This is a genomic window from Marinobacter azerbaijanicus, assembly GCF_030250645.1.
Classification (GTDB): Bacteria; Pseudomonadota; Gammaproteobacteria; order Pseudomonadales; family Oleiphilaceae; genus Marinobacter; species Marinobacter azerbaijanicus.
On the sequence record NZ_JASSVS010000001.1, the window covers coordinates 580,599 to 606,073 of the forward strand.

A 25,475-nucleotide genomic window follows, 5' to 3' on the forward strand; every position below is an offset into this window, starting at 1 on the left:
CCTTAAGGAGCAAGTATGTTAGCCATTCTCCACCCGGATATCGCGCTGGACAGCGAAGCCTATCGTCAGACCATGCACTTTCTGGAGAATCTGCCCGGCGTATCGGTCAGAGTCCACCAGGTCCAGGGCGCAAAACAGCGCCTGACCGAGGTTTATCTTCTGGGAGAAACAAAATCTCTCAACAAGGAGGACATCGAAGCCCTTCCAGCAGTGGAGCGGGCCATTCGCATCTCCGATGATTACCGGATACTCGGTCGCCACAAGGACGACCGCCGCCAGAGTGGCTTCACCTATAATGACGTTACCTTTGACCAGTCCAACCTGAACATCTTTGCCGGACTGTGTGCCGTGGACGTGCCGGAACACGTGGAGCAGATGATGCAGGCCCTGGAGGATAACGGGCAGGTATGCACACGGATGGGTGCCTACAAGCCACGGACCAACCCCTATTCATTCCAGGGGCACGGCAAAGGCTGTCTGCCATGGGTATTCGAGAAAGCCGGCAAACATGGCATCAAGGTCATTGCCATGGAAATCACCCATGAAAGCCACATTGAGGAAATCGATCACTGCCTTGAACAGCTGGGCCGGCCCACTGGTGTCATGCTCCAGGTAGGCACCCGCAACACCCAGAATTTCGAACTGCTTAAGGCCATTGGGCGCCAGACTACTTACCCGGTACTGCTGAAGCGGGGATTCGGAATAACCCTGAACGAATCCCTGAATGCAGCGGAGTATCTGGCCAGCGAAGGCAATGCCAATGTCATCTTCTGCCTGCGCGGCATGAAAACAGAGGCCGGACAGCCACATCGCAACATGGTCGACTTCGCTCATGTGCCGGCCGTGAAACGCCTTACCCGTATGCCGGTATGCGTGGACCCGTCCCATTCGGTAGGTAGTCGTGAGCGCGCGCCTGACGGTGTTCTGGATGTCATGCATGCCACCGCTCAAGGCGTCATTGCCGGCGCCAACATGGTACTGGTGGACTTTCACCCCAAACCTGAAAAAGCGCTCGTGGACGGCCCTCAGGCCCTGCTGATGGAAGAACTACCGGCCTATCTGGAAGATATCCAGCTGTGTCATGACACCTGGAAGAAACGCCAGCAAATTTACCGTCGTCTGAAGGAATCCGCTACAGAATGATCGTTTATGGGCATAGGGGCGCAAAGGGCGAAGCTCCGGAGAACACCCTGGCCGGCTTCACTCATGCCTACCGTCATGGCGTCCGGCATTTTGAACTTGACCTGGTCCTGTCAAAAGATGGCAAACCGGTTATTGTTCATGATCTTACGGTTGACCGCACCACAGGGCATCAGGGTAGCGTCGGCAGCTATACCACCGAAGAGCTTGCGGGAATGGACGCCCGGCGCAATGGGAAGCCCTGGCCCAAAGCCATTGGCATCCCTTCACTGGAAGCATTGCTGAACGAATATCCGGATTTTGAGCACCTGCAACTGGAGGTAAAAAAAGACAACCGTCAGCGTCTGAATGTGCTCTGCAACCGCCTGATTGAAGTAATCCAGCGCAGGGATCTGTACCAGCGGGTTGCCATCACCTCGTCAGACCAGTGGTTCCTCCAGCAGGCTCGTCGAAGGGACAAGAGCGTGCGTATCGGTCTGGTAACCGACAGAAAGTTCCCGAAACCGGTCAATGTCGCCGCCCGCCTGCACTGTGACTTCCTGTGCATTGGCTGGCGCATCTGTACCCAGGCTATCGTGGAGGACGCTCACCGGCGGGGCATGCACGTGTCCACCTGGACCGTTAACCGCATCCACGACATGCTCAAGCTTGAAGCGAAAGGCGTCGACAGCATTATCACTGATTACCCAACCAGCACGCATATGTACTTCGATAACCGGTCAAAATCAGCCCTGCATCTGCCCACCGGGCAAAGCAGGACCGACAGCACCAGATCAGAAGATCCGGTTCAGACCGTTTAGCGCCGCTACCCGATAGGCTTCGGCCATGGTTGGGTAGTTGAAGGTGGTGTTAATGAAGTAGTTCAGGGAGTTCGCTTCCCCTTCCTGATTCATGATGGCCTGGCCGATGTGAACGATTTCTGCAGCCTGGTCACCGAAGCAGTGAATACCCAGAAGTTGGCGGGATTCCCTGTGGAACAGGAGCTTGAGCATACCAACCGGGTCGCCGGTTATCTGTGCCCGCGCCAGGTCCTTGAAAAATGCCTGACCCACTTCATAGGGCACCTTGGCCTCGGTCAGTTCCCGCTCGGTTTTACCCACGGAACTGATTTCAGGAAGGGTGTAAATACCGGTGGGAACGTCGGTCACAAGCCGGAAGTATTCATCCTTCACGATATCGGAAGACGCAGAACGTCCCTGGTCGTAGGCGGCGCTGGCGAGACTGGGCCAGCCGATAACGTCACCGGCTGCGTAAATGTTCTCTACCTCAGTCCGGTAGTGGTCATCAACAGCCAGCTGACCACGGCCATTGGGGGTCAGGCCTATATTTTCCAATCCCAGCTTTTCGGTATTGCCACTGCGGCCATTACACCAGAGGAAGGCATCGGCACGGATTTTCTTGCCGGACTTCAGTGACAGGACCACACCGTGGTCGTCCCCATCAACAGATTCATACTCTTCATTATGCCGGACAAGAACGCCATTATTCCGCAGATGGTAACTAAGGGCGTCGGATATTTCATCGTCCAGGAACGTGAGTAGACGGCTGCCGGGATTGATCAGATCCACTTTCACACCAAGTCCGGCAAAAATGGAGGCGTATTCGGAACCGATAACACCAGCACCGTAAATAATCAGCGTTCGTGGTGTGTGGGACAGATTCAGAATGGTGTCCGAGTTGTAAATCCGGTGGTGGCGGAAATCCACATCTGGTGGCAGATACGGGCGAGAACCCGTCGCAATGATAGCCTGTTTGAAGTGAAGAATTTCGTGGGATTTGTTACCACGGATCTCCAGACGGTTTGCATCAAGAAAGCTGGCCCGTCCGTTAATCAGATCCACCCGGTTGCGGGCATAGAACTGAGTCCTCAGCTTGACCTGTTTACCGATGACCTTCTGGGCATTCTGCAGAACGCGGGGGAATGAGAACCAGCGTGGTTCGCCAATATCCCGGAACATCTGGTTGGTGTTGAACGTGATGATCTGCTTGACGGAGTGACGCAACGCCTTGGATGGAATCGTGCCCCAATGGGTGCAGTTACCGCCAACGGTGGGTTTATCCTCGATGATCGCGACACGTTTACCATGCTTCGTCGCATTCATCGCTGCGCCTTCTCCCGAAGGGCCCGCGCCGATAACGACGACGTCGTAATGATGCTCTGCCATTCTGCAGTGACTCCTTATCTACGTCGTGAGGAAGCCTCTGAAAAACCCCGCATATGCGCGCAGGCTGGGCAGGCGCTTTTCAGAGGCTCCCGGAATTTTTATAGTATTCAGTGGACGCCGAATCAGCGGGTCTCTTTATTGGAGGCGTCGTAGGACAGCGCCTCCGCTGACTTGCCATCATTGGCAAGGCGCTCATTCTCCTCTTCACATTTCTGGGTGTTGCCGCCGCAGATATCACAGGACTTGCTGATACCCATGGCGCCAATACCCCCGCAGGTTCCACTGATAGGCTTGCGGCCAAATATAACGCCGATAGACATACCGGCAACCAGCAGTACAACAATTGTCAGAACCAGCAGAAAAGTACCCATAGAAGGTCTCTCCGTTAATTTGCCAGGTACGAGGAAAAAGCCGGTGTATAGTCCGTTTCAAACCCGTCTTCGCCCCGTACTATAAAATAGGCGGCAATGTTTTCACGTGTGGCAAGCTCTTTTGCCTGCTCAACCCCCATCACATTGAATGCAGTGGCCAGCGCATCTGCAGTCATGCAATCGTCAGCAATGACAGTCACCGAGGCCAGACTGTGGCGGATCGGTTTGCCAGTGTTGGGATCTATTGTATGTGAAAACCGCTGCCCTTCCGATTCGTAATAGTTACGATAGTCTCCGGAGGTTGCCATCGCCTGACTGTCCAGCGCAACCACCCGGTTGATCCGACGCTGCTCGGAAACCGGTTCTTCGATAGCCAGCCGCCAGGCTGCACCGTCAGGTTTGCGCCCCGAGACTCGCACCTCACCACCAATTTCCACCAGAAAGGCGGATACACCCTCGGATTCCAGAAAACGCGCAACCTCGTCCACACCGTAGCCTTTCGCTATCGCAGAGAGATCGACATACTGGTTCGGGCTGGCCCTGAGCCCCGGCGGCTCATCCCGCAGCTCAAGCTTGTCGTAGCCGATAGCTGCAAGCCTGGACGCCAGCTCATCGCTGCCGGGCACCCGGTCAGGCCGGGCATCAGGCCCGAACCCCCACAAATTGACAACAGGGCCCACGGTTACGTCAAATGCACCGTCTGTCAGCTCGGAGACTTCCCTGGCCGTTGCCAGCACTTCATGAAGCGGCCGCGAGATCTCGGTCCACTGGCTCTGGTCCTCCAGTCGGTTAAACCGGGATAGTTCCGAGTCTTCCCGCCAGGTGGACATGGAGGCATCAACCCGGGCAAGCACTTCATCGATACCGTCTGCCAGATTTTCCAGTCGGTGCTGATCTTCCTGCAATACCACATTGATATGATACTGCGTGCCGAATACCGGGCCGGAAATCTCCCAGACTTTTTCCTCTTCCTCAAACGAACAACCCGCCAGCGTGGCAATAGCCAGCGCCCAGAAGGCGCTGGCCAGAACCACCCTGACGGGTCGTAACATGCCGAATGTCATTGGAACTGATTAACCCCCGAAGTCATCCAGCATGATGTTCTCGTCTTCCACACCAAGGTCCTTCAGCATTTTGATGCACGAAGCGTTCATGATGGGAGGCCCACACATATAGTACTCACAGTCTTCAGGAGCCGGGTGGTCCTTCAGGTAACTTTCGTACAGTACGTTGTGGATAAAGCCGGTCGGACCTTCCCAGTTATCATTCGGCTGGGGGTCAGACAGTGCTACATGCCATTCGAAATTGTCGTTCTCTTCCGCCAGCATGTCGAAATCTTCCACGTAGAACATTTCACGCACGCTTCGGGCACCGTACCAGAAGCTGATCTTGCGCTTGGAGTTCAGACGCTTCAGCTGATCAAAGATATGGGAGCGCATGGGTGCCATACCGGCACCACCACCAATGAACACCATTTCGGCATCGGTCTTCTTGGCGAAGAACTCGCCAAATGGCCCCATAACAGTGATCTTGTCACCCGGTTTCAGAGCGAACACGTAGGTAGACATGATTCCCGGAGGATGGTCAGTACCCGGAGGTGGTGTGGCGATACGGATGTTGAACTTGAGAACACCCTTTTCTTCCGGATAGTTCGCCATGGAGTAAGCCCGGATGGTCTCCTCCTTGTTCACCGCCTTATAGCGCCAGATATCATGCTTGTCCCAGTCTTCGTGGAACTCTTCCTCGATATCGAAATCCTTGAAGTCGATTTCGTAAGGAGGACACTCAAGCTGGACATAACCGCCGGCACGGAAATCCACTTCCTCGCCTTCGGGAAGCTTCAGCACCAGCTCTTTGATGAACGTAGCAACGTTGTGGTTGGAGACAACCTCGCATTCCCACTTCTTGACGCCAAAGAACTCCTCCGGCACCTCGACTTTCATGTCCTGCTTCACCGGTACCTGGCAGGACAGGCGCCAGCCTTCCTTTTCCTCACGGTTGGTGAAGTGGGTCTTTTCCGTTGGCAGCATGGCGCCACCGCCTTCCAGAACCTTACATTTGCACTGGGCGCAGGTACCGCCGCCACCACAGGCGGAGGACAGGAAGATGCCGTTACTTGCCAGGGTACCGAGAAGTTTACCGCCAGCTTCCGTTGTTAACGTATGCTCTGGATCGTCATTGACTTCAATGGTCACATCACCGGTGCTTACCAGCCTGGACCGTGCCGCGAGGATGACCGCGACAAGGGCCAGCACGATAACGGTGAACATGACCACGCCGAGAATAATTTCTGTATTCATGGTCTCGCCTTTTCGTTAAACCGAATCACCGGGTTGGTTACAGTGAAATACCTGAGAATGACATAAAGCCCAGGGACATCAGACCAACCGTGATGAAGGTGATACCCAGGCCACGCAGGCCCTCGGGAACGTCGCTGTACTTGAGCTTTTCGCGAATTCCGGCCAGGGCAAGGATGGCCAGAGCCCAGCCAACACCCGCACCAAACCCGTACACCACACTCTCACTGAAGGTATAGTCACGCTCTACCATGAACAGTGAGGCACCCAGGATGGCGCAGTTCACTGTAATCAGCGGCAAGAACACACCAAGCGCCGCATAGAGCGCCGGAATGTACTTGTCCAGGACCATTTCCATGATCTGGATAAGCGCGGCAATGACACCGATATACGTAAGCAGGCCCAGAAAGCTCAGATCGACGTTCGGCAGTCCTGCCCAGTCCAGCGCACCTTCCCTCAGGATGGTGTTATAGAGCAGGTTGTTAACCGGAACCGTGATCGTCAGCACTACGATGACCGCGATGCCAAGGCCGGCGGCTGCCTCGATCTTTTTGGAGATCGCCAGGAAGGTACACATCCCCAGGAAGAAGGCCAGCGCCATGTTTTCAACGAAAATGGCCTTCAGTATCAGACTGATATAATGTTCCATCAGAAGGCCTCCTTGACAGTGTGGCGAGACATCTTGAAGTCGGGCTCTTCAACCTGCTCCGGCTTCCAGGTCCGCAGACCCCAGATGGCCAGACCAATAATGAAGAACGCGCTCGGCGGCAGCAGCAACAGACCGTTGGGAATGTACCAGCCACCTTCGTTAACGACGGGCATCAGGGACACACCAAACAGCGAGCCGGCACCCAGCAGTTCACGGAAAAACGCCACGAAGATCAGCAATACTGAATAGCCCAGGCCGTTGCCAACGCCATCCAGGAAGCTGAGCCAGGGACCATTCTTCATGGCGAAGCCTTCAGCGCGGCCCATAACGATACAGTTGGTGATGATCAGACCAACGAATACCGAAAGCTGCTTGCTGATTTCGTAGGCGTAGGCCTTGAGCACCTGATCCACCACAATAACCAGGGAGGCGATAATGGTCATCTGCACGATGATCCGGATGCTGCCGGGGATCTGCGTGCGAACCAGCGACACCGCCAGGTTTGAAAAAGCCGTTACCGCGATAACCGCAGCACACATGACCAGAGTCACGTTCATGCTGGTGGTCACCGCCAGCGCGGAGCAGATACCCAGTATCTGCAACGCGATAGGGTTGTTACTGAAAATCGGTTCGAAGAGAACCTGTTTGGCTGAAGCGTCTGCCATGTTCAGACCTCCCCTTCACGAAGTTTTTTCAGGTAGGGTTCGAAGCCCTGGTCACCCATCCAGTAGTTGACCAGGTTTTCCACACCGCGGCTGGTCAGCGTCGCACCGGAGAGCGCGTCAACCTTGTGTTCCTTGTTGGCGGCGTCGGAGCTTACACCACCCTTGACCAGTCGGATCTGGGGCTCCTCAAACTCATCGTCGTAGACTTTCTTGCCCACCCACTGACGCTTCCAGCGCGGATTGTCCACTTCCCCACCAAGACCCGGTGTTTCGGCGTGGTCATAAAATCCCAACCCTTCGATGGTATTGGCATCGCCTTCCAGCGAGACAAATCCGTAAAGCGTTGACCACAGCCCGTAGCCATGAATCGGCAGCACCACACGAACCAGTTCGCCATTTTCTTCAAGGGTGAATACCTTGGCGACGTTCGGGCGGCGTTTGATACCTGCCTTGTCGGCTGCCGACAGGATGTTGGTTGACATCTCCGGATCAGACGACGCTTTGTACATGTCGTACTTCATCGGATCTTCAACGCCAACCGATGACGGTTCTACGTACTCACCGGTGTCGAGGTCAACCAGGCGAACACTGAAACGGGAGAACATTTCTTCAATCTCGTCTGCGCTCGCACCCTGTTCCAACATGCCTGCAGCTGCGAGCATGTTGGAACGGATGTCCAGATTCTGGTTTTTGACCTGTGCCGGCCTGAGCATTACCGCGGCAGTCGAAACCACTACCGAGAAGGCAATACTCAGCACCAGCGCAACCATCAGCGTTCTGGAGACAGTTTCTTTAGCTTTAGCCACGTGCGAGCCTCCGTTTGATGTTGGCCTGAACCACATAGTGGTCCATCAGCGGTGCAAAGAGGTTGGCAAACAGAATTGCCAGCATGATGCCTTCCGGGAATGCCGGGTTGATCACACGAATCAGCACAGTCATAACACCGACCAGGATGCCAAAGCACCAGCGGCCTGTGTTGGTCATGGCCGCAGAGACCGGGTCCGTTGCCATGAACATCATACCGAACGCAAAACCGCCCATCACCAGATGCCAGTGCGCCGGCACATCGAACATCGGATTGGTTTCCGAACCAATGATGTTCAGCAGCAGCGCCATACCTATCATGCCAATCATGACACCCCCGACGATACGATAGGAGGCAATCTTCATCACCAGAAGAATAATGCCACCAATCAACACCGCCAGTGTCGAAGTCTCACCCACGGAACCCTGAATAGAACCCACGAACGCAGACATCCAGCCAATCTGGGTTTCCAGTGCCTCGAGGCCGCCGCTGGCTGCCCAGCTCAGTGCTGTTGCACCGCTGAACCCGTCAACTGCGGTCCACACTGTGTCACCGGAGATCTGTGCCGGATAGGCAAAGTACAGGAAGGCACGGCCGGTCAGCGCCGGGTTCAGGAAGTTCTTTCCGGTTCCACCGAACACTTCCTTGCCGATAACCACACCGAAGGTGATGCCCAGAGCTACCTGCCACAAAGGAATGCTCGGCGGGCAGATCAGTGCGAACAGCACGGAGGTGACAAAGAAACCTTCGTTCACTTCGTGGCGGCGCACCGTCGCGAACAGCACTTCCCAGAAACCACCCACCACGAAGGTGACGAAGTAGATGGGCACGAAATAGGCCATGCCGTACACGAAATTATCCCAGATACTGGCGGCATTGTTTCCAGCCAGAGCACTGATAAAGGCTGTACGCAGGCCGCCATCGCCCATCAGGGCATCCGGATTTTCAGCCAGATAGCTGTTGGCCTGGAACCCGATGTTCCACATACCGAAGAACATTGCCGGAAAGGTACACAGCCAGACCGTGATCATGATGCGCTTGAGGTCCACGCCATCACGAACATGGGAGGTGGTGGAAGTCACCTTGCCCGGAGTGTAAAAAATGGTGTCGACGGCTTCGTACAGCGCGTACCAGCGCTCGTACTTGCCACCTTTTTCAAAGTGGTGTTCTATGCCATCGAGAAACTGTCGAATTGCCATCTGTTAGCCCTCGATCTCGATTCGGGTCAGGTTCTCACGGAGAATCGGACCGTATTCGTATTTACCCGGGCACACGAACGTGCACAGTGCCAGATCTTCTTCATCCAGTTCCAGAGCACCGAGTTTCTGTGCCATCTCTGTATCGCCAACGATAAGCGAACGCAGTAACTGCGTTGGCAGAATGTCCAGCGGCATCACTTCTTCATACGCACCCACCGGCACCATTGCTCGTTCGCTGCCATTGGTGGTTGTGGTGAAATCGAACAGTTTGCCGCCTGTCAGCTTCGACAGGTAGATGTTCAGAATCGAGAACTTGTTCGGGCCAGGTGAAAGCCAACCCAGGAACTCCCGCTTGTAACCTTCTTCCAGCACAGAGATCTGATTGGCAAAGCGACCGAGGTAGGCGCAGGGCCCGTCACCACGGCGACCGCCGAAAACCGAACCGGAGATTGTGCGAACCTCGCAGTCTGTGGCAGTTTCGCCATCGAGAAGTTCCGTGAGGCTGGCACCGATACGGGTGCGGATCAGGCGCGGCTTCAAGGCCTTGGGACCACCCACCGCAACAATACGCTCCACCGGAAGTTCCCCGGTCTCGAACAGCTTCGCAATCCCGATAACATCCTGGTAGCCGATGCTCCATACCACCTTGTCACCTGCAATAGGATCAAGGTGATGGATATGGGTACCAACGTTGCCTGCCGGGTGAACGCCGTCAAACTGGTTCACTTCCACCTTGTCGTCTGTCGGAACCGGAACGTCTGAACCGGGCTTACCGCAAACAAAGACCTTACCGTTGGTCAGCTTGGTAAGGATTTTCAGGCCTTCCTCAAAGGCAGCGCCATTCTCACGGATGATGACCGTGGGGTCCGCTGCCAGAGGGTTGGTATCCATTACCGAGACGAAGATGGAATGCGGTGCCGAGTCAATTTCGGGCACCTTGCTGTACGGACGAGTCTTGAAGGTCGTCCACAGCCCCGATTCAACGAGGTTATCAACAACCTGCTGACGCTCAAGGCCGGCCATATCGGATGCGTTGTAGCGCGCAAAGGTCTCAGCTTCGTCACCATCCACTTCAATAACGATTGACTGAAACACACGGCGCTCGCCGCGGTTAATTTCCTTGACCACACCGGCTGCCGGTGAAGTATAACGAACGCCCTCGGTCTTCTTGTCCGTAAACAGCAGCGTGCCGCGCTTTACACGGTCCCCTTCTTTCACAGCCATCGTCGGCTTCATGCCGATATAGTCAAAACCGATCAATGCCACGTGGCGAACGGGTTTGCCGTCAGTAATGGTCTGTTCAGGAGCGCCGCTGATGGGAAGATCCAGGCCTTTTTTGATCTTGATCATTAGCCTCATCCAATCATCAGAAACTATTCGATGGATTTGTAACGCCCGACGCCTGCGGCCCAGGTATGCAGTCCGGCCTTTACCGGATGGCGGTGCCAGAGCGACGAATACACCGGCGTCGGTTACATGCCGGATATCCGACTACAGAAAGCGATGGAAAGCGAGTGTCAGACGTACCCAAAATCGCGCCAATTATAGAGATTAAGGAATACTATTTCCACCAGAAACCCTGCGGAGTTTGTGCCTGAACGTAAACAAAGGATGGTTTATTGACACGCAAAAAGAAACCCCGACCAAAAATGGTCGGGGTTTCAGTACCAGCCGAGCCTGTCAGTCGCTGGTCAGTCCCGCGCCCTTTTGGGGAAGATCGGGTAGGTTACGCCGGCCATCTGGTTTACCACACGGATAACCTGCGCGCTGTAACCCGCCTCGTTGTCATACCACACATAGAGGATCAGACGCTTGCCATTGGCAATAGTGGCCTGGGCATCAACAATGCCTGCATGACGCGAACCGACAAAGTCCGTCGAGACAACTTCCGGCGAATTGACGAAATCGATCTGCTTCTGCAGCTCCGAATGCAGAGCCATGTCCCTGAGGTACTCATTGACCCCTTCAACCGTTACCTCTTTTGACAGGTTCAGGTTAAGGATGGCCATGGACACATTCGGTGTCGGCACACGAATGGCATTGCCGGACAACTTGCCCTTCAACTCCGGCAGCGCCTTGGCAACCGCCTTGGCGGCACCTGTTTCGGTAATAACCATATTCAGGGGCGCACTGCGACCACGGCGACTGCCCTTGTGATAGTTGTCGATCAGGTTCTGGTCATTGGTATAGGAGTGCACCGTCTCGACATGACCATCCTCAATCGCGTACTCGTCATGGATAGCCTTGAGCACTGGTGTAATGGCGTTGGTCGTGCAGGACGCAGCGGAGAGGATGCGGTCTTCTTCGGTTATCCAGTCATTGTTGATGCCGTGGACAATATTCTTGATATCCCCCTTACCCGGCGCGGTCAGTATGACCCGGCTGACACCTTTCGATTTCAGGTGCAGACCAAGGCCGGCTTCATCGCGCCAGATACCGGTATTATCAATAACAATCGCGTTGTTGATACCGTAGTGCGTGTAATCCACCTGATCCGGACCCGGAGAGTAGATCACCTTGATAAAGTTGCCGTTGGCGATCAGTGCAGAGTTCTCTTCGTCCACGGTGATCGTGCCATTGAAGGGGCCATGGACCGAGTCACGGCGCAGCAGACTGGCGCGCTTCTCGAGATCGTTGTCAGCACCGCCCTGACGAACAACAATCGCGCGCAGACGAAGGTTGTTGCCGCCGCCGGCTTTTTCAATCAGGATGCGGGCCAGCAGGCGACCGATACGGCCGAAACCATAGAGGACAACATCCTTGGTATCGTTTTCGGCGTCTTCTTCTGACTGCGTCTGGTACTGGCCTACAATCGGGCCGATTTCTCGCTTCAGGAAGTCCTCAAGTGAGCCACCCTCCTCCTTGAACTTCACCGCAAGCTTGCCAATGTCGACATGGCCACGCCCAAGATCCATGCTGTCCATCGCCTGCAGAATAGGCAGGGTGTTATGGACTGACAGCTCACTGTCCTCAACCTGGCGCACAAACCGGTGCGCTCGAATGATGTCGATGACCGACTGGTTAATAATGGAACGGCCATAAACGGACGTGACCACGTTGTTCTTGCGGTAGAGGCGACCGATCAGCGGAATCATGGCTTCCGCAGTGGATTCTCTTTCCGTCCAGTTAGACAGGTGCTGGTTGATCTGTTCGTGACTCACGCTTGAACCTCTGCAGTTGAAACCTGGAAAATTGGGCGCACATTATCCAACGTTATTCTCCAGACAGCAAATACACCCTATCATTCCGTTCATCACTATCGGAAACGGCTGCCATGACAGCGTAATCTCTGGCCGGTAGAATACGCGCCTCGCAGTTTCCCGGCCCTTTATACCCAGGAGAAAGACCCGACCCATGACGCAAGGTGCCTCCCAATCCGACAGAGACCCCGTGCTGGTAGCTCCAGAAGCGCCGGCCAAGGCTGCGGACCATCGCACGTGGGGGCAACTCCATGGAAGCAGCGATGCCCTGGCCATCTGCGAAAGTGCACGGGCCCACTCGGGCCTGACTCTGGTCATAACCCGCAGCACAGAAGAGGCCATCGAGCTCGAGCAGGCCATGCGTTTCTATCTCGGCCTGCCTGCGGACGAAGACCAGCCTGCTGTTACTCCGGACGGCCTTGAGCTGCTGTCTCTCCCGGACTGGGAAACCCTGCCGTACGATCTGTTTTCGCCGCATCAGGACATTACATCTCGCCGGATCAGGGCACTTCACCGGCTGCCTTCAACCAGCCATGGCGTGCTGGTTGTTCCCGCCCGCACGCTGATGCATCGACTGCCCCCGGTCAGCTATCTGCAGGGAAACACCCTGCTGCTGGAAGTGGGCCAGTCACTGGACATCGATAACTGGCGCATGCAACTGGAAGCCGCTGGCTACAGGCATGCAGAGAATGTCTATGAGCATGGGGAATACGCGGTGCGCGGCGCTATTCTGGATATCTTTCCCATGGGCGCCACCCGACCCTACCGGATTGACCTTTTCGATGACGAAATCGAGACACTGCGCACCTTCGATCCGGAAACCCAGCGCTCCATCGACCGGATCGACAGGATAGAACTGTTGCCGGCAAATGAATTTCCCTGGCACAAAGAGGCTCGCTCCGGGTTTCGTAATCGCTGGTTCGAACAGTTCCCCCATGCCGACAAGGACGCACCCATATACCAGGATGTGTCCCACGGCATCACACCGCCGGGGATCGAGTACTACCTGCCGCTGTTCTTCGAGCAGACCGCAACCCTTTTCGACTATCTGCCGGGAGAGACCCTGGTCTTTACCGCGTCCGGACTCAACGAGGCGGCAGAACATTTCGACGCCGATACCCGGGCCCGGTACGAGGAGCGACGTCATGACAGGATGCGCCCCATCCTGCCTCCGGCTCAGCTGTTCCTGCAGAAAGATGAGCTTTTTGGCCAGCTCAAGCACTTTCCACGGGTAACGCTGACCACGGAAACCATCCAGACCGCCGGCGGCTACAACTGCCCCACGGACGTATTGCCGGACGTGTCGATGGACGGGCGTGCCGCCGATCCCGCAGGTCGCCTCAAGCGCTTTATCGACAGGTTCCATGGGCGCATTCTGATCTGTGCGGAGTCCTCCGGTCGCCGCGAGGCACTGATCGAGAATCTCACCAACCAGGGCGTCCAGGTCACCGCGCTGGAGAACTGGCGAGCGTTCACCACCGACACATCCTGCACCCTCGGCATTACTGTGGCGCCAATGGAACACGGGCTGGTCCTGCCGGAGCAGCGTATTGCCCTGATTACAGAGACGGCTCTGTTCGGTGAGCGGGTTCTGCAGCGTCGGCGGCGCGAAAAACCAACGGAAGCTGACGATTCCGGCTACCGGGACCTCTCCGAGCTGCGCATTGGCGCCCCTGTGGTTCATATTGACCATGGCGTTGGCCGTTATCGGGGCCTGGAAACCATCACCGTGGAGGGGGAATCCAGCGAATTTCTGATGCTGGAATACGCTGGCGGCTCAAAGCTGTATGTGCCCGTCTCCAGCCTGCACCTGATTTCCCGTTACACCGGTTCTGACACCGATCACGCCCCGCTGCACAAGCTGGGCACGGATCGCTGGAGCAACGCAAAACAGAAAGCACTGGAGAAAATCCGCGACACGGCCGCCGAGCTGCTGGACGTCTATGCCCGTCGGGAGGCTCGCAAGGGGTTCTCGTTCGAGGACCCGAAGGAAGCCTACCGGGCCTTTGCTGCCGACTTCCCGTTCGAGGAAACGCCGGATCAGCAGGCTGCCATTGAAGCGGTTTTTGAAGATATGATCAGCGAAAAGCCCATGGACCGGCTTGTCTGCGGCGATGTCGGCTTCGGGAAAACCGAAGTCGCCATGCGGGCAGCCTTCATGGCCACCTATTCCGGCAAGCAGGTTGCGGTACTGGTCCCCACCACCCTGCTGGCCCAGCAGCATTACGAATCCTTCCGGGACCGGTTCTCCGATACAGCAGTCAATGTGGAGCTGCTGAGCCGCTTCCGCAGCGGCAGCCAGACCACCAAAGCGCTGGCAGCCATTGAAGCGGGTAAAGCTGACATTGTGATCGGCACCCACAAACTGCTCCAGGGCGACATCAGATTCAAAAATCTCGGACTGGTGATCATCGATGAAGAGCACCGTTTCGGGGTCCAGCAGAAGGAGCGCCTGAAAGCCCTGCGGGCCGAAGTCGACATGCTGAACCTGACCGCGACCCCGATTCCCAGGACCCTGAATATGGCCATGGGGCACCTGCGGGACCTGTCCATAATCGCCACCCCGCCTGCCCGGCGCCTATCGGTAAAAACCTTTGTGCGCCAGCGGGACGAAGCCATGGTCAAGGAAGCCATCCTGCGGGAGGTGCTGCGGGGTGGTCAGGTGTATTTCCTGCACAATGACGTCGCCACCATCGAGAAAACCGCTGAAGATCTGCGACGACTGATTCCCGAAGCCCGGGTGGGTGTGGCCCACGGCCAGATGCGCGAGCGTGAGCTGGAACAGATCATGTCGGACTTCTACCATAAGCGCTTCAACGTCCTGGTGTGCACAACCATCATTGAAACCGGTATCGACATTCCCAGCGCCAATACCATAATCATAGAGCGCGCCGACAAATTCGGGCTCGCCCAGCTTCACCAGCTCCGTGGCCGTGTCGGCCGCTCCCATCACCAGGCCTATGCCTACCTTCTGACGCCGCCTCCCCGCTCGATAACGGCGGATGCGAAGAAACGTCTGGAGGCTATCTCGGAAGCGCAGGACCTGGGAGCCGGCTTCATGCTCGCCACCCACGATCTGGAAATCCGGGGCGCAGGGGAACTGCTTGGAGAAGAACAGAGCGGCCAGATAGAAAGCATAGGCTTCACACTCTACATGCAGCTGCTGGACGAGGCCGTGCAGGCCATCCGGGAAGGACGGACCCCCAATGCCGACTTACCACTCAGCCATGGCACAGAGATGAATCTGCGAATACCCGCGCTGATCCCCGACGATTACCTGCCCGATGTTCACAATCGGTTGATGCTTTACAAGCGTATCGCCAGTGTCACCGACAAGGAGGCATTAAAAGAACTTCAGGTTGAGATGATCGACCGCTTCGGATTATTACCGGAGCCGGCAAAGAACCTGATCCGCCAGTCCGAACTCAGAATCCGCGCGGAAGCCCTGGGAATCGTGAAAGTGGACGCTGGCAAGGAATGGGCCAGGCTCGAATTTGGCAGCTCAACCCCTGTAGATCCACTGGTGCTGGTTAAAAAAGTGCAATCCTCGCCGGACCAGTATCGCCTTGAAGGGGCCAACAGTTTCCGTTTCAGGCTGAACGACACCTCAACCAGTGGTAAACTCGACGGCATTTCCGACATGCTGGACCAGCTAGCCTCATAGCGCTACCGTCCCGGCCCGGAGGCCCCCTGATGAACAACAGGACTAATGGAGCAAAGCCCTTGCGAACGCCCGGTAACTCATTGCCAGGAATATCCACCTTTATCCTGGCTGCAATACTGGCCATGCCACCGGTGGTGTCCGCCCAGGAACCCGCAGAAAACGCAGCGGAACAACCTGATGCGCAGACCAGTAACGATGAGGTGGCGAAAAACGATCGTCCCCGTGAAGACTATTATCGTGCGGAATTTGTCATCATCGAGCGCAAGGCCGACCCCTCCAGTATCAACGAACGGATGGCCAGCCGGATTCCCGAGCCGCCAAACCCGGAGATAGAAGAAATCCTGCGGGCAGTAGACGGCGACGGCGCCGCTGAAACCACACTGGAACTGGTTCCGCGAGAAGAACTCCATCTGAACACTGCCGCAAATCGGTTGGAGAACAGCGGACGCTTCCGGGTGCTCCTGGCCGCAGGCTGGTATCAATCCTTTCCGCCAGACTTTGACGGTGAGCCATTACGCGTGGCCATAGGCGACTGGCTGGAGGATGCCGGCCATCGCGAGGTGGAAGGCCACATCACCATAGACCGGCAACGCTACCTGCACGTTGGGGTACACCTCAATCACTGGCAGCCTGCGCCCCCCATCGAACAACCGGTCGATCTGTTCGGTGGTGGTGCGGTCGTGGATCAGGCTTCCGGTAGCGCCAACGATGAACAGAGTGGCGCGATAGATGAAGAAAGAGTTGCGGTTGACGAGGTTTCCGAAACCATTGACGAGCAGGGGCAGGCCTTCATTTCCGGAGTGAACTGGCCCCGGGCAGAGTTACTGACCTGGATTCGCGAAACCCGCCGCATGCGCAGCGAGGAGGTCCATTTTCTGGACTCTCCCACCATCGGTGTTCTGGTTTTCTTCAAGAAAATTGAGGAGTAAGGGCACCCAGGCCACTTATTGACGCTTCGAGGATCCGCTTGACGCCAGACATCCCCTGATCGATGGCGGCCTCGATTTCCGCCATGGTAATGATGTGGTCCGATTTCCCGGCAGCGCGGTTCACCACCAGCGCAAGGCAGACGTAGTTCATCTTCAGTTCTGCCGCCAGTGCCGCCTCGGGCATGCCAGTCATCCCCACCAGATCGCAACCATCCCGTTCCAGTCGCAGCACCTCGGCCGCAGTTTCCAGTCTTGGCCCCTGGGTGGCCCCGTAAACACCGAAATCGGAAAACGCCAGCTTCTGGTCCCGAGCGGCTGAAATCAGCAGCTCACGGGCTTCTTCAGTATAAGGCCAGGTGAAATCGATGTGAGTGGTTTCATCCAGCTCGCCCTCAAAAAAAGTACTGGCCCTGCCCCAGGTGTAATCGATGATCTGGTCGGGAATCACGATGTGGGCCGGGCCCATGTCAGCATGAATACCGCCCACCGCATTGACCCCGACGATGGTGCGAACACCTGCGTCATGAAGCGCCTGAATATTCGCCCGGTAGTTGACCTGATGCGGCGGTATACGATGAGGGTTACCGTGACGGGACAGGAACATCACCGCCTGGTCTCCAAGACACCCCTCAATCAGGTCAGAAGAAGGCTGCCCCCATGGCGTCACAACCGGTCGTTCCGCCATTATCTCAAGCCCCGACAGAGTTGTAAGGCCGGTGCCGCCGATAATGCCAACCGGCGGCCTGTTTCTCGAATTGCTCATGATGACTCCCCTGTTGCCTCCGCGCTGTCGCCCTTTGTTTCGCTGGAACCTTCACTGCCGTCCACCGGAGCACGACTGCTACCGGGCTCGGCACTGGCGGGCTCACCACTGTCACTCTTACCAGCCGAATCGCTGGCAAGGCGCACACCATCCGGAAGGTGAAGAGTGCGTGTCGGGAAGGCAACCTCAGCACCATGGCCTTCAATAATGTCACTGATTTTCAGCAGCACGTCCTGTTTGACCTCGTGAAACCGAACCCACTCAATGGTTCTGGTAAAGGTGTAAATCATGATATCCAGTGAGGATGCGTTGAAGGCCAGGAAATTGACAATCAGGGTCTGGTCCTGATCGATGTCTTCATGGTTCTCCAGCATGGTTCGAATGTCCGCAACGATCTCCGCCATGCCGCTGACATCCGCATAGCGGATTCCAATGGTCTCCGAGATGCGGCGATTAAGCATTCTTGATGGGTTCTCCACGGAAATCGTGGTGAAGACCGCATTGGGGACATAAAGGGGGCGCTTATCAAACGTCCGCACGGTCGTCAGGCGCCAGCCGATGTGCTCAACAATACCTTCAATATTTCGATCCGGTGAACGAACCCAGTCGCCCACCTTGAAAGGCCGGTCCAGATGGATAATAAAGCCGCCGAAAAAGTTGGCCAGCAGATCCTTCGCCGCGAAACCCACAGCAATACCGCCGACACCACCGAAGGCCAGTACACCGGAAATACTGTATCCCAGGGACTGAAGGGCAATCAGTACGGCCGTGATAATAACCACGGCCCGGGAAAGCTTGCTGACTGCGTTGACCGTGGTGTAGTCCATCGGCTTTTTCATTTTCAGGGGCGAGGTCAGTATTTCCTCCCCCTGCTTGATAAACCGCAACACAGTCCACACCAGCAACCAGACAAAGCCTACCTGCAGCAGTGTGTCGTTGACGGAGAATATTTCTGCCTCGGAATAACGGTGGGCCACTTCCGCCGCCCAGTAGACCCCCTGCAACCAGACAAACGCGACGACCGGCTTTCTGGCCGCGTGCAGCAATGCATCGTCCCAGGCGTTGTCGGTTTTCTGGAAGCGCCGCTCAATGAGCCTCACGGTGTAACTGGCAATATAGGCAACCACAGCGGTTCCGAACACCAACGCAAACACCACAATCCCGACCCGCCAGCTTTGTGACAGCAGGTTCCAGTTCTGAATCCAGGTATTCACAATGGCAGGTGTTTCTTCGATCATCGGTTCTCTCGGTCCAGTGACGGGGTTAGCGTATCAATACCGGTGTACCCGGTGTGACCCGGCGATACAGATCGACGACGTCTGCGTTTCGCATGCGGATACAGCCATGGGAGCGCGGCACACCCATGGGCTCGGAATCCGGTGTGCCGTGAATGTATATGAAGCGACGAAAACTATCGACCCCGGGACCGCGATTTTTACCCCATTCCAGGCCGCATAACCAGAGAATCCGGGAGAGAATCCAGTCCCGATCCGGAAACTGCCGGGCCAGCTCAGGCGAATAGACTTCTCCTGTTGGCCTGCGGGCAATGAAGACCGTGTTCACGGGGAAACCGTCGCCGAGCATCGCACGCACATAATGCTTGCCACGGGGGGTACAACCACTGCTCTGGCGCTCGCCGGGTCCATTGAGCGCCGTTGAGACCGGGTAGGAGATTGAGAAGGAGTCTGCCGAAAACAGCGTCAGGGTCTGCGCCGCCAGACTGATTTCAATACCGGGCACTGGACGGGATACAGAATCACTTGGCATACGGCGTTACGCTCCCGGCTGACGAATCAAACCGAAAGCCTAACCGACGGCATGCAACTCAGGCAACCGAGCTTTTATGGGAAGGGGGCACCAGCATCGCATCCTCTGCCTGCATGCCTGCAGCGAGGAATGGAACCAGCCGCGCCGCAATTTCCTGGACCGTGGTCTCCACACCCAGCTTGTTCTGCAGGATGTCCCTCAGTGCATCGCTGCTGGACATGGTGAAGGCTGTGGCTCCGAGCATGAACTGGATGCGCCAGTAACGGTCCACGGAGGACAACTGCGGCGTCGCCTCTTTCAGCAGCCGCATGAAACGGCTGAAAGGCTGACTGTATTCCTGCTCAAGAAACTTGCGGAGATGCCCCTGGGACTGGGTATAAGCCAGACCGAGCAACCGCATGAAGATAGAGATACCTTTCTCGTTACGCTGGGGCATACGCACGGCACTTTCTGTCAGTGCCCAGAGAGTCTGATTCAACGTAGGTGGCTCACCATCACAGCGAGCTTCAAGTTCATCGAACGCATTCTCCAGTGTCGCCGAGAAAGGCGTGAGAAACCGGGCAAACACCGCATGAATAAGGGCGTTCTTGGAACCAAAATGATAATTGACAGCGGCGAGATTTACCTTAGCCTTACTGGTAATCATACGCAGCGAAGTTTCAGAAAACCCACGATCCGCGAACAGCTCTTCCGCTGCATCCAGAATTCGATCAACCGTATCAGACTGAGCCATTTTATTATCAGTGCCTCTAGCAAACGTCTGTTTGAAACATACGTTTGACCGGCAATCTTGTCAAGCTCTCCTCTCCGGGTCTGACGCCACTGACTCCCACCCCTTGTCGATAGCTCGCTGGTGGCCCTCGAAGAACGCCTGCTGAGCCCGTGCATAGGCTTTCTCGGCCTCAAGCAGATAGACAAGATAAAGACGGATATGCTCCCGGCGCGTCATATTACGAGCCAGCACCCGACGCTCGGACAACGCCAGAAGCTCACTGAAACGCATGGCTTTGAGAGCCGGGTTGAACTCGGCCATATGGGCGCACTGCCACACCAGTCCCTCCTTACCCTCTAGATGCTCAATATGCTTGCGAGCGTCCCGCAACAATTGCCGACGGCGGATAATCAGGTCCATGTATGAGGGGTGGGACGTGTACAGGCGCCGAACCGTCGGTACTCCCATCAGCAGAATAATGACAAATGCGCCAAACCCTCCGCCGGCAATCCAGGCGGGCACAAAACCGGTCATCCCGCTGAGGAAAACAATCGCCGCCAGCAAGGCACTGAAGAGCCAGAGATCGCGCCTGCGTCGCGCGGTGGATAATGTGTAATTGTCCGGCCAGTCCGGCAAAGCCAGCAGATCGAAATCCAGCAGCAATACCCGGTCACACTGCCGCAGCATCAGCCGGAGCTTGCGCTGGCGGGATTCCGCCAGTTTTTCTTCAACCCCTTCCGCGGCCTCGCCGGCAGCCGAGGTATCTGCATCCGGGCCACCCGCATCCCTGCTATCGCCGCCACCAGAGCCGGATACCTCCTGACTGGACCGGACGGCAGGAGATTCCGTCGTTGCCGTAGCTGCGGTCTCTGCCGGTCCGCCAGGCGCAGGTGCCTTGGCATCCGCGGGACGCCCCTGTCGCAGCAGGGGTTCCCCTGGATCAGTACCCCGTCTGACTGTGCTTTCGTTCTCTGCCATCACTGGTTACTCGTTGAGTGTAACCGGGCCAACACCCCTTGAAACGTCGCCCCTACTCAACGTCTATCGACCACATTTTCCGATCCTTGAGCCGGGCTCAGTGCCAGCATACTGGCAAACTTGGCTTGGCACCGCCCACTGCTATCGCTATCCTTGCTTTTTCGGTGCAGCCGGGACCGACCACAGACTCGCTTGAGAGGCATGAATGTTTACAGGCATTGTTCAGGGTATCGCCACCATTGACAACCTATCCACCGAACCGGGGCTGACCAGCTTTGCGATCCGTTTTCCGGAAGAGCAGGTTCAGGGCGTCACCATTGGCGCCTCCGTTGCGATCGATGGCACCTGCCTGACTGTTACCCGACAGGAAGGCAACCTGCTCTACTTCGACGCCATGCAGGAAACACTGCGAGCCACCACTTTAGGTGGCCTGAAGCCCGGGGACCGGATAAATTTCGAACGCGCCGCACGGATTGGCGATGAAATTGGGGGGCACCTGTTGTCTGGCCACATTCACACCACCGCCGACATCGTGGCCATTGAACGGCCCCAGAACAACTGCACCCTGGAATTCGAGGTACCGGAGTCCTGGGCCAGGTATCTTTTCCCCAAAGGCTACATTGCCATCAATGGTTGCAGCCTGACCATTGGGGAAGTCCGGGGCAACCGTTTCAACGTCTACCTGATTCCGGAAACGCTACGGGCCACCACATTTGGCGACGCATCCGTTGGTGAACGGGTCAATATCGAGATCGACAGCCAGACCCAGACCATCGTCGACACTCTGGCGCGAATGGGCTACGACCGCCCCGCCTCCTGATTGCTGGCTTCAAACACCACGAACCTGGCGTCGGCGTCCAGCTGACGCACCGTTGAAAAGAAGCGCCTCAGGCTGCGGTGATACCCCAGATGACGATTGCCCACCATCAGCATTCGTCCGCCCGGAGCAAGATGGCGGGCGACCTGCCGGAACAATCGCAGGGCGATGTGGTCCCCGACAACCCCACCCTCATGAAATGGTGGATTCAGCAACACCAGTTCGAATTGGCCGCTATCCTCGGGAATACCATCGCTATGGTGAAACACCGCCTCCACATCGGGAAAGGCACTCAGTACGTTATCGCGTGCACTGGCCACCGCCTGGCTGGATACATCTGAAAATGCCACTGCCAGCTCCGAATTTTCCGCCAGCGCCGCCAGGCCTAACACCCCATTGCCACAGGCGAGGTCCAGCACTCTGGCACTGGAACTCAGAGCCCCGGCTTCCTGCCTGACAAAAGGCAGCAGCATTCGTGTGCCCATATCCAGCTTTTCCCTGGAAAACACCGCCGGCATGGCACTGACCTGATATTCCGTATGCGGCAGCATGTATCCCTTCCACAGATCCGCCCAGTTTCTCAACGTCTGGTCACCGGGGGCTGCGACAATCACCCTTGCCTTTTTGCGGGCCGGGCATACTTCCCGGGTATGAACCAGGTCGGCAAATACGGCAGCACTGCTGTCCGGCAGATGCTTGATCATGCCGCCAGCGATAAGCGTGCCATCGGGAACCAGCACTCCGTTTACCCACCGCAACAGGCAGGTCAGGTAATCCACCTGCCTGGGAATACGCATGACCACCAGATCAAAAGGCCCTTCCGGTGGCGCCAGCCAGTTTGAAGGGGTCAGGACGCTGTGCCCCGAAGGCGTATTCGTTATCAGCGCGGAAGAAAGCGAGCAGCTGTCAGCAAAGGAAACCGGGGCGAATGACGAAAGCCCGAGTGTCAGTGCACCGAACTGGTCATCAATAATCAGCACACGGGGCCGGGAATCCGGGCTAAAGCGGGCGAGGATCTGCTCCAGCAGCTGCTCATCGGCTGCATCCCAGGCCCGCAGGGCACGGCCGCCGCCTGGGCGCTTCAACAGCAGGGAGATACCATCTACTTCCAGCACATCAGTTGTCATTTCAGGCCTTCGCTTTCCCATTTACAAGCAAAGACCATTCTAGGCTGATTATTCTAGAAATTAACCCTACTGTGGAACAACGATTTCAGGTTGCTCCGTTTTTATGGAAGCCAACCTCTTTTGCCCCTCACCCCAGGGGCTTTTTTTCGTCCCGGGAAACCCGTCACTTGGGTGCAGCGTTTATATTTTCGATAAATGCAGGGGACAGAACATCAACGACCGGCCTCTGACCCCCGGCAAACTCCGGTGCTGGCTCAGACGGTTCGGTGGCAATAATGCCCTGCTGCTCGGACCAGTGCAGAATAGCGAGCCGGCCACCCGGTTGTTCGACCAGAGCAGTACAGTGTTCAACCCAGTCGCCGTCATTGCAGTAAAGCCCTTCCTGGCCGCGCAGGAAACCTGCTGAATGGATGTGGCCACAGATAAAACCGTCGTAATGGCCGCGCTCTGCTGCTGTCAGGGCCGCCAGCTCAAACCGGCGGATAAACGATCTTGCCTTGCCTATACGGCTTTTCACCCAGGCCGCCAGTGACCAGTAGGGTTTGCCGCGCAGCCTCCGCCAGGCGTTGAACCAGCGATTCAGACGCAGCAGCACACCATGGGCGCGATCGCCCACCAGCAGCATCAGCGGACTGCATCGCACCACCTGATCGAACTGGTCACCATGACACACGACGAAACGCCGACCATCCGCTGTGGTATGAATGGCTTTCTGCTTCAGCTCGATTCCGGCAAGCGTCTGGCCACAGAAGTGTCTCAGGAAGTCATCGTGGTTACCTGGCACATAGATCACTCGCGTACCGGAGGCGGCAATGGCCATCAGCCGTCGCACAACCGCCTGATGGGTCTCCGGAAAATGCACCCTGCGCTGCATGGCAATCAGGTCGACAATATCCCCCACCAGATAAAGAGTCTCGCAGCAGACGTTATCGAGAAAATCCAGGAGGTACTCTGCCTGGCAGTCGGCTGACCCCAGGTGACTATCGGAAATGAAAACACTCCGGTACTGATGCATCGGCTTCTCCCACCGGCCTGTTAAGCACTGAGGGTACCTTGTCCGATGGCGGTGACGAACGCATTACAACGCGAAGACAGTTCAGTGACGACGTGCGGACCAGACGGTAAACCGCCTGTCGCCGGCAATGGCTCTTACCGGCCCCACGTGACGGCGGATCAGCTGTTCGTAGGGCAGGAAGCTGTTGGCAACCAGCCGTAACTCACCTCCCGGCTCCAGATGCTCTGCCACCTGCCGCAGGAATTCCTCCGTCATCGATGTGTCCGTCCGGATACCGGTGTGAAAAGGTGGATTGCTCAGTACCGCTGCGTACCTGCCACTGACATCAGCCAGACCGTCCGAGGCCTTGATATCACCGGTTGCCGAGGCGCGCTGGTAGGTGGCGCGGGCGCAGAAAACAGCCTGGGACTGGACATCCACTCCATCGACTTGAACGCATGGCTGCCCCAGCGCACGCTGATACAGCTGTAACCAGGTGCCGATAACGCCGGCTCCACAAGCGAAGTCCAGAACCGGCCCGGCGTTTATCGGGGAATCCGCCAGGGATTCAAGAAGCATGGCGGTACCTGCATCCAGCTCACCTGAACTGAAAATCCCCGGCAGACCAGCCACTTCGAAGCGAATACCCGCGCAGTCCACCTGGTGCCATTGCAGCCACTGGCGCACATCAAACGTTTGCGCCGGTTCCAGGTTGTCCGCCAGCCAGACCTGGCAATGCCGGGCACTGTCTGCCTTGAACACTTGCGGCGCCATCGCTTTAAGCTGCTTGACCGCGCCGGCAATACCTTCCTTTTTCTCCCCCACCAGAATCAGCCGGGCATCCTGGGCCGCCAGCCAGCGCGCCAGCTCAAGCCGAAGAGCCAGCTCAGCCCTGGCTTTGGGGAGAAATACCACGACAGTGTCAGCATCGGCCGGCATCAGGGCAGGATCGTCGTAACCGAACGCAACAGTCCAGCCGCCAATGGATTGCAGCCGTTGCCAAACGCCATAATGTTCGGTTAACACCAGGCCAGAGCCGTCCAGCGCCGGAATCAGGGAGATGTCTGCGGGACCCAGTATTGCCAGGCGGCCACGCAGGTATTCCCGGTTCTTCAGCAGTGCTTCATGGGAGTTGGGTAACGCTGACATCGATAGGCTGGTCCGGTATAGGTATCTGGCGGGATACTTTAACCGGAAATAGGCCCGGAGTCTCGGCCCGGGCCACTTCAAACA

The 25,475-nt window shown here is 56.8% G+C and carries 23 protein-coding genes; 5 read left to right on the forward strand and 18 right to left on the reverse strand.

Going from position 1 to position 25,475, the window contains the following annotated elements; genetic code table 11:
* Positions 1-15: 15 nt before the first annotated feature.
* Both QPM17_RS02630 and QPM17_RS02635 read left to right on the forward strand, forming a co-directional pair.
* Positions 16-1,143 (forward strand): 3-deoxy-7-phosphoheptulonate synthase, encoded by a 1,128-nt coding sequence (locus QPM17_RS02630; RefSeq protein WP_285388497.1) that lies wholly within the window; start codon positions 16-18, stop codon positions 1,141-1,143.
* Positions 1,140-1,940 carry a glycerophosphodiester phosphodiesterase gene (locus QPM17_RS02635; protein ID WP_285388498.1) on the forward strand — a complete coding sequence of 267 codons (801 nt, stop codon included), beginning with the start codon at positions 1,140-1,142 and terminating at the stop codon, positions 1,938-1,940. The genes QPM17_RS02630 and QPM17_RS02635 overlap by 4 nt, the downstream gene beginning before the upstream one ends.
* Here the strand turns inward: QPM17_RS02635 and sthA are convergent.
* The 10 genes from sthA to QPM17_RS02685 form a co-directional block, all read right to left on the reverse strand.
* Positions 1,914-3,305 (reverse strand): Si-specific NAD(P)(+) transhydrogenase, encoded by a 1,392-nt coding sequence (sthA, locus tag QPM17_RS02640; RefSeq protein WP_285388499.1) that lies wholly within the window; start codon positions 3,303-3,305, stop codon positions 1,914-1,916. The two genes, QPM17_RS02635 and sthA, sit on opposite strands and share 27 nt — an antisense overlap.
* 122 nt (positions 3,306-3,427) lie before the next feature.
* On the reverse strand, positions 3,428-3,676 hold the full coding sequence (gene nqrM / locus QPM17_RS02645) for a (Na+)-NQR maturation NqrM (RefSeq protein ID WP_285388501.1): 249 nt from the start codon (positions 3,674-3,676) through the stop codon (positions 3,428-3,430).
* A gap of 14 nt (positions 3,677-3,690) precedes the next feature.
* Positions 3,691-4,740 carry an FAD:protein FMN transferase gene (locus tag QPM17_RS02650; protein WP_285388503.1) on the reverse strand — a complete coding sequence of 350 codons (1,050 nt, stop codon included), beginning with the start codon at positions 4,738-4,740 and terminating at the stop codon, positions 3,691-3,693.
* Positions 4,741-4,749: 9 nt separating this feature from the next.
* Positions 4,750-5,976, reverse strand: coding sequence for an NADH:ubiquinone reductase (Na(+)-transporting) subunit F (gene nqrF, locus QPM17_RS02655; RefSeq protein WP_285388505.1), 1,227 nt, complete (start codon positions 5,974-5,976; stop codon positions 4,750-4,752).
* Between the two features lie 37 nt (positions 5,977-6,013).
* Positions 6,014-6,622 (reverse strand): NADH:ubiquinone reductase (Na(+)-transporting) subunit E, encoded by a 609-nt coding sequence (gene nqrE, locus QPM17_RS02660; RefSeq protein ID WP_285388506.1) that lies wholly within the window; start codon positions 6,620-6,622, stop codon positions 6,014-6,016.
* A complete protein-coding gene (locus QPM17_RS02665; protein ID WP_285388507.1) occupies positions 6,622-7,287 on the reverse strand; it encodes an NADH:ubiquinone reductase (Na(+)-transporting) subunit D in 666 nt (221 codons plus the stop codon). The genes nqrE and QPM17_RS02665 overlap by 1 nt, the downstream gene beginning before the upstream one ends.
* Before the next feature lie 2 nt (positions 7,288-7,289).
* Complete coding sequence (locus tag QPM17_RS02670; RefSeq protein ID WP_285388508.1) at positions 7,290-8,093, reverse strand: Na(+)-translocating NADH-quinone reductase subunit C; 804 nt, start codon at positions 8,091-8,093, stop codon at positions 7,290-7,292.
* Positions 8,086-9,291 carry an NADH:ubiquinone reductase (Na(+)-transporting) subunit B gene (locus QPM17_RS02675; RefSeq protein WP_285388510.1) on the reverse strand — a complete coding sequence of 402 codons (1,206 nt, stop codon included), beginning with the start codon at positions 9,289-9,291 and terminating at the stop codon, positions 8,086-8,088. Before QPM17_RS02675 ends, QPM17_RS02670 begins: the two co-directional genes overlap by 8 nt.
* 3 nt (positions 9,292-9,294) lie before the next feature.
* Positions 9,295-10,641: a Na(+)-translocating NADH-quinone reductase subunit A gene (locus tag QPM17_RS02680; RefSeq protein WP_285388512.1), complete on the reverse strand. Its 1,347-nt coding sequence runs from the start codon at positions 10,639-10,641 to the stop codon at positions 9,295-9,297.
* A 341-nt stretch (positions 10,642-10,982) separates the two neighbouring features.
* Positions 10,983-12,452, reverse strand: coding sequence for a glyceraldehyde-3-phosphate dehydrogenase (locus tag QPM17_RS02685; protein WP_285388513.1), 1,470 nt, complete (start codon positions 12,450-12,452; stop codon positions 10,983-10,985).
* 193 nt (positions 12,453-12,645) lie between these two features.
* Between QPM17_RS02685 and mfd the strand changes: the two genes are divergently transcribed.
* Both mfd and QPM17_RS02695 read left to right on the forward strand, forming a co-directional pair.
* Positions 12,646-16,155 (forward strand): transcription-repair coupling factor, encoded by a 3,510-nt coding sequence (gene mfd, locus QPM17_RS02690; protein ID WP_285388514.1) that lies wholly within the window; start codon positions 12,646-12,648, stop codon positions 16,153-16,155.
* Positions 16,156-16,184: 29 nt separating this feature from the next.
* Positions 16,185-17,084, forward strand: coding sequence for a CsiV family protein (locus QPM17_RS02695; protein WP_285388516.1), 900 nt, complete (start codon positions 16,185-16,187; stop codon positions 17,082-17,084).
* On the opposite strand, the gene QPM17_RS02700 is transcribed toward QPM17_RS02695, so the two are convergent.
* The 5 genes from QPM17_RS02700 to QPM17_RS02720 are packed head-to-tail and all read right to left on the reverse strand — an operon-like array spanning position 17,065 to position 21,304.
* Entirely contained in the window at positions 17,065-17,847 is a 783-nt protein-coding gene (locus QPM17_RS02700; protein ID WP_285388517.1) for an S-methyl-5'-thioinosine phosphorylase, read from the reverse strand. The genes QPM17_RS02695 and QPM17_RS02700 overlap by 20 nt on opposite strands.
* Entirely contained in the window at positions 17,844-19,085 is a 1,242-nt protein-coding gene (locus QPM17_RS02705) for a mechanosensitive ion channel family protein (RefSeq protein WP_285388518.1), read from the reverse strand. Before QPM17_RS02705 ends, QPM17_RS02700 begins: the two co-directional genes overlap by 4 nt.
* A gap of 25 nt (positions 19,086-19,110) precedes the next feature.
* Complete coding sequence (locus QPM17_RS02710; RefSeq protein ID WP_285388519.1) at positions 19,111-19,614, reverse strand: L,D-transpeptidase; 504 nt, start codon at positions 19,612-19,614, stop codon at positions 19,111-19,113.
* Between the two features lie 58 nt (positions 19,615-19,672).
* A complete protein-coding gene (locus QPM17_RS02715) occupies positions 19,673-20,347 on the reverse strand; it encodes a TetR/AcrR family transcriptional regulator (protein ID WP_285388520.1) in 675 nt (224 codons plus the stop codon).
* A 60-nt stretch (positions 20,348-20,407) separates the two neighbouring features.
* The gene (locus tag QPM17_RS02720; RefSeq protein ID WP_285388522.1) at positions 20,408-21,304 is read right to left on the reverse strand and encodes a DUF805 domain-containing protein; all 897 of its coding nucleotides are present in this window, start codon (positions 21,302-21,304) and stop codon (positions 20,408-20,410) included.
* 205 nt (positions 21,305-21,509) lie between these two features.
* On the opposite strand from QPM17_RS02720, the gene QPM17_RS02725 reads away from it, so the two are divergent.
* On the forward strand, positions 21,510-22,124 hold the full coding sequence (locus QPM17_RS02725; RefSeq protein WP_285388523.1) for a riboflavin synthase subunit alpha: 615 nt from the start codon (positions 21,510-21,512) through the stop codon (positions 22,122-22,124).
* Here QPM17_RS02725 and QPM17_RS02730 read toward each other — a convergent pair.
* From QPM17_RS02730 to QPM17_RS02740, 3 genes are all read right to left on the reverse strand, one after another.
* Positions 22,103-23,248, reverse strand: coding sequence for a class I SAM-dependent methyltransferase (locus tag QPM17_RS02730; RefSeq protein ID WP_285388524.1), 1,146 nt, complete (start codon positions 23,246-23,248; stop codon positions 22,103-22,105). The two genes, QPM17_RS02725 and QPM17_RS02730, sit on opposite strands and share 22 nt — an antisense overlap.
* Positions 23,249-23,411: 163 nt before the next feature.
* Positions 23,412-24,263: a UDP-2,3-diacylglucosamine diphosphatase gene (locus QPM17_RS02735; protein ID WP_285388525.1), complete on the reverse strand. Its 852-nt coding sequence runs from the start codon at positions 24,261-24,263 to the stop codon at positions 23,412-23,414.
* A gap of 81 nt (positions 24,264-24,344) precedes the next feature.
* Positions 24,345-25,391, reverse strand: a complete 1,047-nt coding sequence (locus tag QPM17_RS02740; RefSeq protein WP_285388526.1) for a class I SAM-dependent methyltransferase — start codon at positions 25,389-25,391, stop codon at positions 24,345-24,347.
* Positions 25,392-25,475: the final 84 nt, after the last annotated feature.

What these genes read in the sequence shown, in the direction of transcription:
- QPM17_RS02630 (WP_285388497.1), top strand. Translation starts at nt 16, where the DNA reads ATGTTAGCCATTCTCCACCCGGATATCGCGCTGGACAGCGAAGCCTAT.
- QPM17_RS02635 (WP_285388498.1), top strand. Translation starts at nt 1,140, where the DNA reads ATGATCGTTTATGGGCATAGGGGCGCAAAGGGCGAAGCTCCGGAGAAC.
- sthA (WP_285388499.1), bottom strand. Translation starts at nt 3,305, where the DNA reads ATGGCAGAGCATCATTACGACGTCGTCGTTATCGGCGCGGGCCCTTCG.
- nqrM (WP_285388501.1), bottom strand. Translation starts at nt 3,676, where the DNA reads ATGGGTACTTTTCTGCTGGTTCTGACAATTGTTGTACTGCTGGTTGCC.
- QPM17_RS02650 (WP_285388503.1), bottom strand. Translation starts at nt 4,740, where the DNA reads ATGACATTCGGCATGTTACGACCCGTCAGGGTGGTTCTGGCCAGCGCC.
- nqrF (WP_285388505.1), bottom strand. Translation starts at nt 5,976, where the DNA reads ATGAATACAGAAATTATTCTCGGCGTGGTCATGTTCACCGTTATCGTG.
- nqrE (WP_285388506.1), bottom strand. Translation starts at nt 6,622, where the DNA reads ATGGAACATTATATCAGTCTGATACTGAAGGCCATTTTCGTTGAAAAC.
- QPM17_RS02665 (WP_285388507.1), bottom strand. Translation starts at nt 7,287, where the DNA reads ATGGCAGACGCTTCAGCCAAACAGGTTCTCTTCGAACCGATTTTCAGT.
- QPM17_RS02675 (WP_285388510.1), bottom strand. Translation starts at nt 9,291, where the DNA reads ATGGCAATTCGACAGTTTCTCGATGGCATAGAACACCACTTTGAAAAA.
- QPM17_RS02680 (WP_285388512.1), bottom strand. Translation starts at nt 10,641, where the DNA reads ATGATCAAGATCAAAAAAGGCCTGGATCTTCCCATCAGCGGCGCTCCT.
- mfd (WP_285388514.1), top strand. Translation starts at nt 12,646, where the DNA reads ATGACGCAAGGTGCCTCCCAATCCGACAGAGACCCCGTGCTGGTAGCT.
- QPM17_RS02695 (WP_285388516.1), top strand. Translation starts at nt 16,185, where the DNA reads ATGAACAACAGGACTAATGGAGCAAAGCCCTTGCGAACGCCCGGTAAC.
- QPM17_RS02700 (WP_285388517.1), bottom strand. Translation starts at nt 17,847, where the DNA reads ATGAGCAATTCGAGAAACAGGCCGCCGGTTGGCATTATCGGCGGCACC.
- QPM17_RS02705 (WP_285388518.1), bottom strand. Translation starts at nt 19,085, where the DNA reads ATGATCGAAGAAACACCTGCCATTGTGAATACCTGGATTCAGAACTGG.
- QPM17_RS02710 (WP_285388519.1), bottom strand. Translation starts at nt 19,614, where the DNA reads ATGCCAAGTGATTCTGTATCCCGTCCAGTGCCCGGTATTGAAATCAGT.
- QPM17_RS02715 (WP_285388520.1), bottom strand. Translation starts at nt 20,347, where the DNA reads ATGGCTCAGTCTGATACGGTTGATCGAATTCTGGATGCAGCGGAAGAG.
- QPM17_RS02720 (WP_285388522.1), bottom strand. Translation starts at nt 21,304, where the DNA reads ATGGCAGAGAACGAAAGCACAGTCAGACGGGGTACTGATCCAGGGGAA.
- QPM17_RS02725 (WP_285388523.1), top strand. Translation starts at nt 21,510, where the DNA reads ATGTTTACAGGCATTGTTCAGGGTATCGCCACCATTGACAACCTATCC.
- QPM17_RS02730 (WP_285388524.1), bottom strand. Translation starts at nt 23,248, where the DNA reads ATGACAACTGATGTGCTGGAAGTAGATGGTATCTCCCTGCTGTTGAAG.
- QPM17_RS02735 (WP_285388525.1), bottom strand. Translation starts at nt 24,263, where the DNA reads ATGCATCAGTACCGGAGTGTTTTCATTTCCGATAGTCACCTGGGGTCA.
- QPM17_RS02740 (WP_285388526.1), bottom strand. Translation starts at nt 25,391, where the DNA reads ATGTCAGCGTTACCCAACTCCCATGAAGCACTGCTGAAGAACCGGGAA.